The 5,531-nt window shown below is 65.0% G+C and carries 11 protein-coding genes; 7 read left to right on the forward strand and 4 right to left on the reverse strand.

What is annotated here, in order from left to right; genetic code table 11:
* Window positions 1–52: 52 nt before the first annotated feature.
* The 3 genes from ACO2Q2_RS17200 to ACO2Q2_RS17210 form a co-directional block, all read right to left on the reverse strand.
* Window positions 53–211 (reverse strand): hypothetical protein, encoded by a 159-nt coding sequence (locus ACO2Q2_RS17200; protein WP_423257455.1) that lies wholly within the window; start codon window positions 209–211, stop codon window positions 53–55.
* A gap of 146 nt (window positions 212–357) precedes the next feature.
* Complete coding sequence (locus ACO2Q2_RS17205; protein WP_423257476.1) at window positions 358–861, reverse strand: hypothetical protein; 504 nt, start codon at window positions 859–861, stop codon at window positions 358–360.
* Window positions 862–877: 16 nt separating this feature from the next.
* Window positions 878–1,552 (reverse strand): LexA family transcriptional regulator, encoded by a 675-nt coding sequence (locus tag ACO2Q2_RS17210; RefSeq protein WP_423257477.1) that lies wholly within the window; start codon window positions 1,550–1,552, stop codon window positions 878–880.
* 83 nt (window positions 1,553–1,635) lie between these two features.
* Between ACO2Q2_RS17210 and ACO2Q2_RS17215 the strand changes: the two genes are divergently transcribed.
* Window positions 1,636–1,845 (forward strand): hypothetical protein, encoded by a 210-nt coding sequence (locus ACO2Q2_RS17215; RefSeq protein WP_423257478.1) that lies wholly within the window; start codon window positions 1,636–1,638, stop codon window positions 1,843–1,845.
* A 116-nt stretch (window positions 1,846–1,961) separates the two neighbouring features.
* Here ACO2Q2_RS17215 and ACO2Q2_RS17220 read toward each other — a convergent pair whose 3' ends face one another.
* Window positions 1,962–2,240, reverse strand: a complete 279-nt coding sequence (locus tag ACO2Q2_RS17220) for a hypothetical protein (RefSeq protein WP_423257479.1) — start codon at window positions 2,238–2,240, stop codon at window positions 1,962–1,964.
* A gap of 117 nt (window positions 2,241–2,357) precedes the next feature.
* Between ACO2Q2_RS17220 and ACO2Q2_RS17225 the strand changes: the two genes are divergently transcribed.
* The 6 genes from ACO2Q2_RS17225 to ACO2Q2_RS17250 all read left to right on the forward strand — a co-directional run.
* Window positions 2,358–2,795 carry a hypothetical protein gene (locus tag ACO2Q2_RS17225; protein WP_423257480.1) on the forward strand — a complete coding sequence of 146 codons (438 nt, stop codon included), beginning with the start codon at window positions 2,358–2,360 and terminating at the stop codon, window positions 2,793–2,795.
* Window positions 2,792–2,968 carry a hypothetical protein gene (locus ACO2Q2_RS17230; RefSeq protein WP_423257481.1) on the forward strand — a complete coding sequence of 59 codons (177 nt, stop codon included), beginning with the start codon at window positions 2,792–2,794 and terminating at the stop codon, window positions 2,966–2,968. The genes ACO2Q2_RS17225 and ACO2Q2_RS17230 overlap by 4 nt, the downstream gene beginning before the upstream one ends.
* A gap of 5 nt (window positions 2,969–2,973) precedes the next feature.
* Window positions 2,974–3,195: a hypothetical protein gene (locus ACO2Q2_RS17235; RefSeq protein ID WP_423257482.1), complete on the forward strand. Its 222-nt coding sequence runs from the start codon at window positions 2,974–2,976 to the stop codon at window positions 3,193–3,195.
* The gene (locus ACO2Q2_RS17240; protein ID WP_423257483.1) at window positions 3,192–3,374 is read left to right on the forward strand and encodes a hypothetical protein; all 183 of its coding nucleotides are present in this window, start codon (window positions 3,192–3,194) and stop codon (window positions 3,372–3,374) included. Before ACO2Q2_RS17235 ends, ACO2Q2_RS17240 begins: the two co-directional genes overlap by 4 nt.
* Window positions 3,367–4,263: a hypothetical protein gene (locus tag ACO2Q2_RS17245; protein ID WP_423257484.1), complete on the forward strand. Its 897-nt coding sequence runs from the start codon at window positions 3,367–3,369 to the stop codon at window positions 4,261–4,263. Before ACO2Q2_RS17240 ends, ACO2Q2_RS17245 begins: the two co-directional genes overlap by 8 nt.
* On the forward strand, window positions 4,260–5,531 hold a 1,272-nt coding region (locus ACO2Q2_RS17250; protein WP_423257485.1), incomplete at its 3' end, for a replicative DNA helicase. The genes ACO2Q2_RS17245 and ACO2Q2_RS17250, both read left to right, overlap by 4 nt.

Raw genomic sequence — 5,531 nt, forward strand, 5'->3', positions numbered from 1 at the left:
TCGCCGCGGAAGGCGTTGCCGAACCGCTCGGCGATGAAGATGGGCTGCTTGTTCATGCCACAACCTCCACGCGCTCGGCGTAGTAGGCGTGGCGCTGGCCGTTGCTGACCTTGGCGATGGCTTCCTGACGGCTTGCGGCTTCCACCTCGACCTCGCGGTCATCGAGCGCGCCGTATTCCTGCGTCAGGTACTGAACGATGTACTTGTCCATGGTCGTCTCCAGCGGGCCGTGGTGGCCTGTTGGAGACGATTAAACACCGCGTTTAGCCTTGTGTCAACACTATGTTTAGTCCCGCATCGCAGGCATGAAAAAGCCCGCGATGGCGGGCTGTTCCAACACGCGTGCTTTTGTGGTGGCTACGGTCCTGACGAAGCTGATGCTGCTGGTACTTGTGGTGACTCTCTCAGGGCCACATTGCCAGCAATCACAAGTTCATCGGCAAGTTGATAGTTGTAGTTTTGGTAGGCCTGAACAGCATGCTCAAAGGTACTTTTTGCTCCTTCTCGCCGAGCTCGAATGATGATCGCTGAAAGCGTTGGCTGAAGCCGGTAAGCATTCGCGAGAGCGAGGGCTTCCTGGTTGCTGAGGCCTGCGCTCAACCAGGTCTTGTAGACCTCTTCTTGCAGGTCCGCCTGGCGCTCAGCCAAGTCGTTTTGCAAGCGATCGTTTTTCAATTCCTCGGTCAAAGCCCTGGTTTCGAGACCTTGCATGTAGGCTCGTCGGTAGGCCTCTTGAGCATCCATTTTCCCTTGCCCACCAAGAGCCGCTCCAAGTCGGCTCCATCCGTTGGACTGAGCATGAGATGCAGCACTGAGCACGAAGCACGCGCCAACGATTCCGGCTAAGGCAATTCTGTTCATCTCGCTACTCCAGCGATCAATCTTCCCAGCTGCCGATCCAGCGCACCCGCCCGATGATCCGGATAGGTGCGCGCTTGTTGTCCATGCGCCGGGCCTGGCGCCAGTTGTGGTCGCCCGTCGGGTTGTCGGCCTCGAACAGCACCAGGTCGTCGACCACCTTGCAGCGCTTCACGTTGTACTCGGGCGCCGCCACCCCGTCGGTGGCGATCACGAACAGCTGCCCGTCGGCCGGGCGCGTGTCCTGCGTGTCGAACAGGATGGCGTCGCCGTCGTGAATGCGCGGCAGCATCGACTCGCCCTTGCCGTAGATCACGGCCAGCCGGTGCGGGTTGAGCCGCTTGCGGGCCAGCGATGACCGCTTGAACTTGAGCGAGTGCGTCTCCTCGTACTCGGAAGCCTCGGCTCCGTCGCCCAGGCCCACGGCCTGGGCGTAGCCCTTGACGCTCTCCCACTCCTGGTCATCGGATGCCAGATTGGCCTTTGAGGCCTTGTGCCCCTCGCGCAATTCGTTGGCGTCAACCCCATAGGCCTGTTGAGCAGTGAGGGCTCCCTCACGAGAAATGCCTCTGCTTTCCCAGTTTTGCAGGCGCTGCGGTGAAACATTGAGTCTTCGAGCGACCTTCGCTGGCGCGTTGTCTCCGCGCTCCTTCGCCGCTTCGTAGAGCCGGCGCATTGATGGGTGCATGTCCATGGCGGCGATTGTTCGCCGACTAAACAAGCTGTTGTTACACACTGCGTTGACTTGGACGCTAAACATGGCGTTTAATCGGCGCCATGAACACACCGCATCCCGATAAAGCCGTCATCGACGCACTGGGTGGGCCGGCTGAAGTGGCCCGCAGACTCAACCTCGACCCGAAGAATGGCGTGCAGCGGGTACACAACTGGACCACGCGCGGCATCCCGCCTGCGGTGCGGTTGGAAAACCTCGACATCTTCGGCCCATCTTCGCAGACCGCGCCCGCCGAAGGGCAGGTGGCGTGAGATGGAGCCGACACGGGTCCACCTGACGTTCCAGGTCATCAACGCCAAGCTGGGCAAGGCCGAGATCGTGGCCGATGGCCCGCACGCCATGGCGGCTTTGCAGACGCTGGCGGTGGCTATGTCCGCGTTCGCTGGTCCTGATAGCCGCATGCCGAGCATTGGTAGTGATCTCGCATCACGCCCAGCTCCAGCATGTACGGATCGGGATGGGACTGGACCAGCATGAAGTGCATTTCCCTGCACTTGGGGCACTGGTCGCCCGTCGCTGGCTGGAGGCGCTTTTCGAGCGCTTCGACTCGCGCCCGTAGCTCGTCGACTTCCTTCGGCAGTGCGGCGATGCGCTTCCACCCGGGAACGCGCTCCAGCGCCTTCATCACGTCTTCCAAAACGCCCATGGACCTCTCCTCGGTGGTGGCTGGTGGCTTGGCAGATCCAGCTTACCGCCGGGGAGGGTCCGCCCTGTCTGTGCTCTGCGCTCATGCCTTTCAGCGTGCCTGCGCGAGGACCGTCCAATGAAGTCCAACGTGTTGCCGGCGATGGACGGACCCCAGATCCCGCTGCGCCTGGCGCGCGCCATCCAGGCCGTTGACCCAGCGATCGTGCTGGCTCAACCCACGCTGCTTGGCGCGATCAAGCTGTGTGTGTCGCTGGGCGGCTTCGAGGCCGACAAGCAGGTCTACCGCGCCTTGGACATCGACGCGAGCCACTGGACGCGCATCACGCGCGGCGAGGCCCATTTCCCCGTCGACAAGCTCGGCGACCTGATGGACCTGTGCGGCAACGAGGCGCCGCTGATCTGGCTGACGCATGCCCGCGGCTATGACCCGGCCAGCCTGCGCAAGCGCGAGACCGAAACCGAACGCGCCCTGCGCGAAGCCCGCGAGCAGCTCGACGCGGAGCGCATGAAGGTGCGCGTGCTCACTGAAGCCCTGCGAGGGAACACGCCATGACGGCGACCACGACCCTGGACCTGCGCCGCGCCCTGGCCGACAAGCCGCGCGAGCTGCCGCCGCTTGAGTTCGACCTGACGGGCGCCGAGGCGCTGGTCGAGTACATCCGGCCGCACACCGACGCGATCCGCGAGCAGGCCGACAAGGCGCAGCAGGGGAGGGACACCCCGTGATCCGCATGACGCCCTACGGGACCGAGCAGTTCTGCCGCCGCTGCAAGGCGCGCGGCTACCCCGACGAGGAGTGCTGGTGGCCGGTGACCGATGAATTCTGGTACCGGCGCGACACGGGAACGCGCGTCACGCAGTGGTCGAGCGAGTGCAAGGCCTGCGTGTCCGAGCGTGGCCTGGCCCGCAAGGCCGCGGCGCGCGAGCAGCGTCAGCAGCAGGTGGCGGCATGAAGCGCCGGTCAGAGGCGTGGTTCGCCCGCCAGGAGTCGCTGTGCGCCCGCGCGCTGGCCGAGGCCGAGCGCACCCATACCCCCGAGGAGGTCGCCGCGGCTGAGGCTGCGCTGGCGGCTTCCAGTCAGCACCCACAAGAGCCGCTGCCGCTGATGGCGCGGGAGAAAAAGCATGCGTGATTACTCGAAGGTCAACGGTCGTTTCTGGACCGGTGAAACAGGGAAGGCCCTTCGCAAGGCCGGCACGGAGGCCCTTGTCGTGGGCTTCTACCTGATGACCTCGCCCCATTCGAACATGCTCGGCCTGTACTACCAACCCATGCTGTACATGGCGCACGAAACTGGGCTGGGCTTGGAAGGGGCTTCTAAGGGGCTACAGGGTGCCATCGAAAGCGGCCTGTGTGCGTACGACCAAGAGACCGAAATGGTCTGGGTCTACGAGATGGCTAAGTATCAGATCGGCGAGGAATTAAAGGCCAAGGACAACCAGTGCAAGGGGGTGCAGCGCGAGTACGACCAGCTGCCCGACAACCCATTCCTCGGGAAGTTCTTCCAGCGCTACAGCGACAGCTTCCACATGACGAAGCCTCGCGGAATAGAGCAAGCCCCTTCCAAGCCCCTACGAAGCCAAGAGCAGGAGCAAGAGCAGGAGCAAGAGCAGGAGCAAGAGCAGGAGCAGGAGCAGGAGGGTGCAGGGAGGAATGGCGATCTGCTAGGGGAGGGGCTTCCCCCCAAACTCGACGAGGTGACTGTCGTGGTCGAATCGTTCAAGCGCCTGCTACCCGACTGCGAGTCGCCCCACGTCATCGGCGACAAGCGCCGCCGCGCCATCCTGGCCGCCTGCAAGCTCGCCCGGAAGGTCTGCAAGCAGCAGGGCTGGCCCTACGACCCGCAGGAGTTCTGGGACGCCTACTGGGCCGAGTGCGCGCTCGATGACTGGCGCGCCGGCCGCAAGCCGAACCCATCGAACCCGAGCTGGAAGCAGTCGATCGACGTGCTGCTGCGCGAGGACCAGTTCGCGAAGGTCATGGACCAGGCCATCAGCGCAATGCAGCGGAGGGCCGCATGAACGCCGAGATCGCCGTGCTGGGCGCCTGCCTGACCGACCCGAAGGCCTACTGGCGCGTGGCCGACCTGCTGGTGGTCGACGACTTCGCCGCGGGCGCCAACCGGAAGCTGTACGGGCTGATCCGCGACCGCGCCAACGCGAACGAGCCGTTCGACGCGGTGACGATCGGCGAGGTCGACCAGAACTTGGCGATCCTCGCCGTCGAAATGGCCAACAGCGACGGCTGGCGCCACGCCAACGTGCGCAGCTACGCTGAGCTGGTCTCCCGTGCTGCCATGACCCGGCGCATCCACGCCGCCGGCGCGCAGATCGCGAAGCTGGACGGACCCGACGTGCTCGGCCAGGCCCAGCAGCTGATCGGCGCCTGCCTACCGCGGCACGCCGGCCAGGTGAAGCACATCCGCGAGTACCTGCGCGCCTCGGTCGCCGAGCTGCAGCGGCGGGTGAACTCGAAGGAGGAGCTGACCGGCATCCCGACCAGCCTGCAGCCGCTCGACGAGATGCTGTGCGGCTACCAGCCCGGCGACCTGATCGTGCTGGCCGCTCGACCCTCAGTCGGCAAAACCGCGTTCACGATCCAGTCGCTGGTGAACGCCGCGCGCCACGGCAAGCGCACCCTGTTCTTCAGCCTCGAGATGACTGGCGTGAAGATCGCCGACCGCATCCAGGCGCACGTCGCTCAGGTCAACGCCGCGGGCATGAAGCGCCCGGTGTTGTTCGACGACGCCGACTTCGGCGCGCTGTTCAACGCTGCGTCCGAGATCGCCGACCTGCCGCTGTACATCGACGAGACGCCTGCGCTCACCGTTGAGGCGCTGTGTGCCCGTGCCCGCCAGATCCACGCCACCACCGGCTGCGACCTGATCGCGATCGACTACCTGACGCAGATGACCCCGCCCGGCGGCCCAAAGCTCAGCACCGCCGACGCCCTGCAGATCATCACTCGGGCCCTGAAGGGCCTGGCCAAGGAGCTGAACGTGCCGGTGATCCTGCTCTCGCAGCTCAACCGCGACGGCGAAGGCCACCGACCCACGCTGAAGGCCCTGCGCGACTCCGGTGCCATCGAGCAGGACGCCGACGTCGTGATTTTCCTTCACCCGCCCGATGCGAACCGTCGCGACCGCCTGCTGTTAATCGTCGGGAAGCAGCGCGACGGCGAGACCGGCGACATCTGGCTCGACTCCAACTACCGCCACCAGCGGTTCACCGCCATCGACCTGCCGGTCGACGACCAACCGAGCAAGCCCCAGGGCTTCGGGCGGTTCGGG

It is taken from the genome of Dyella sp. KRB-257 (genome assembly GCF_049445995.1).
Taxonomy (GTDB): domain Bacteria; phylum Pseudomonadota; class Gammaproteobacteria; order Xanthomonadales; family Rhodanobacteraceae; genus Dyella_A.

Coding starts and splice junctions, on each gene's coding strand:
- ACO2Q2_RS17235 (WP_423257482.1), top strand. CDS start 2,974: ATGACGCCCTACGGGACCGAGCAGTTCTGCCGCCGCTGCAAGGCGCGC.
- ACO2Q2_RS17220 (WP_423257479.1), bottom strand. CDS start 2,240: ATGGGCGTTTTGGAAGACGTGATGAAGGCGCTGGAGCGCGTTCCCGGG.
- ACO2Q2_RS17200 (WP_423257455.1), bottom strand. CDS start 211: ATGGACAAGTACATCGTTCAGTACCTGACGCAGGAATACGGCGCGCTC.
- ACO2Q2_RS17215 (WP_423257478.1), top strand. CDS start 1,636: ATGAACACACCGCATCCCGATAAAGCCGTCATCGACGCACTGGGTGGG.
- ACO2Q2_RS17240 (WP_423257483.1), top strand. CDS start 3,192: ATGAAGCGCCGGTCAGAGGCGTGGTTCGCCCGCCAGGAGTCGCTGTGC.
- ACO2Q2_RS17225 (WP_423257480.1), top strand. CDS start 2,358: ATGAAGTCCAACGTGTTGCCGGCGATGGACGGACCCCAGATCCCGCTG.
- ACO2Q2_RS17245 (WP_423257484.1), top strand. CDS start 3,367: ATGCGTGATTACTCGAAGGTCAACGGTCGTTTCTGGACCGGTGAAACA.
- ACO2Q2_RS17205 (WP_423257476.1), bottom strand. CDS start 861: ATGAACAGAATTGCCTTAGCCGGAATCGTTGGCGCGTGCTTCGTGCTC.
- ACO2Q2_RS17230 (WP_423257481.1), top strand. CDS start 2,792: ATGACGGCGACCACGACCCTGGACCTGCGCCGCGCCCTGGCCGACAAG.
- ACO2Q2_RS17210 (WP_423257477.1), bottom strand. CDS start 1,552: ATGGACATGCACCCATCAATGCGCCGGCTCTACGAAGCGGCGAAGGAG.